Here is a 1,287-nt window from a genome sequence, read left to right as displayed (position 1 = left end):
ACGCATCCAACGTGGTGGGGACGCTGCAGCCGCTGGACGAGATCGTCAAACTGGTGCGGCGGCACTGTGAGGCAATCATTTTGGTGGACGCTGCGCAATCGCTGGGCCATCTCCCGCTTTTTCCCAGGGAATTGGAAATCGATCTGTTGGCCGCCCCCGGTCATAAGGGACTCCTCGGACCGATGGGAACCGGCGTCCTTTATCTGGCTCCCAGGATGGAAGAAAGATTGGTACCACTGCGGATGGGAGGAACCGGATCGCGCAGTGACGAAGACCGCCAGCCGGACTTCCTGCCCGACAAATTCGAACCGGGCAATCACAACGCACCCGGTCTGGCGGGCCTTGTGGAGGGTGTCCGTTACCTGGAAAACCGCACGCTGGAGGCCATCCGCCAGCATGAAATCGCCCTCACCAGCCAACTGATGGCTGGATTGAGCGAAGTACCGGGAGTGACGCTCTACGGTCCTCCCTCTGCAGAGCAACGGGTGGGTGTGGTGAGTCTCAATATTGACGGTTATTCTCCGGAAGAAGTGGCGAGCATCCTCGATCTGCATTACGGCATCCAGGTGCGATCGGGCATCCACTGTGCTCCCCTGATGCACCGAACGCTGGGGACTGTGGAACGAGGTGGGGCCGTCCGCTTCAGTCTCAGCCCCTTCACCACGGAGGAGGAGATCGAATCGGCAATCCAAGCCGTCGCGGAGATTGCCCGCCACAGTTGACCCACCCCCACATTTCGGGATCTGCTGTCGGTACCAGAGACTCGATGTGTGGTGGGCAAATGGATGAATCGCCCCAACGTTTGAATAGAGAGCTGAGCATAGAGTGGCCACTCGGCGAAGCGGTGACTACCCAACATGGGAAGGCCAACCTGACCCGGAATACCTGCGGAAGCGCGATGGTCGTGTCCGGGGAAGAGAAGTGGATTCTCTAAACCGACAGCCGAACGTGATGGGCAGGTGGTCCTGTGTTCCTCCAACGTGTTGGGGTCACGGCCGCATGCGATGGGGAGGTGTCGCGGGATGGCGCGTGGCTCCCATCTTCACTGCGGGAAAGATTATTTTCGGAGACTGCTCATCAAGATTGAAAATGGTGAAGCCGGGAACACCAGCCAGACGGGCAAGCGCGATCTGTCCAACCACCTGGTCGGGACCGTCTAATCGGAAAGCGCCGATCCCAGGATACATGGGGATTTTTCCCTGCGTGGCCTGCCACTGGTTTTTCACCCACCGGACGAACTGGTCGTGATTATTCGTGTAGTCCATGGGGCATACAAAATCGAGGTAA

Annotated in this window: 2 protein-coding genes; one reads left to right on the top strand and one right to left on the bottom strand. The window is 58.8% G+C overall.

Annotated features, from left to right (window positions below; all coding sequences use genetic code 11):
• Window positions 1-722, top strand: a 722-nt coding sequence (locus H5U08_RS19175; protein WP_297036887.1) for an aminotransferase class V-fold PLP-dependent enzyme, incomplete at its 5' end; no start/stop codon positions are given.
• A gap of 267 nt (window positions 723-989) precedes the next feature.
• Here H5U08_RS19175 and H5U08_RS19170 read toward each other — a convergent pair.
• Window positions 990-1,287 (bottom strand): hypothetical protein (locus tag H5U08_RS19170; RefSeq protein WP_297036885.1); only part of this gene is annotated, 298 nt, incomplete at its 5' end.

This window comes from Thermogutta sp. (genome assembly GCF_014359955.1).
Classification (GTDB): Bacteria; Planctomycetota; Planctomycetia; order Pirellulales; family Thermoguttaceae; genus Thermogutta.
The sequence above is the reverse complement of the archived record's forward strand: the minus strand, read 5'-3'. Positions and strand labels throughout refer to the sequence as shown.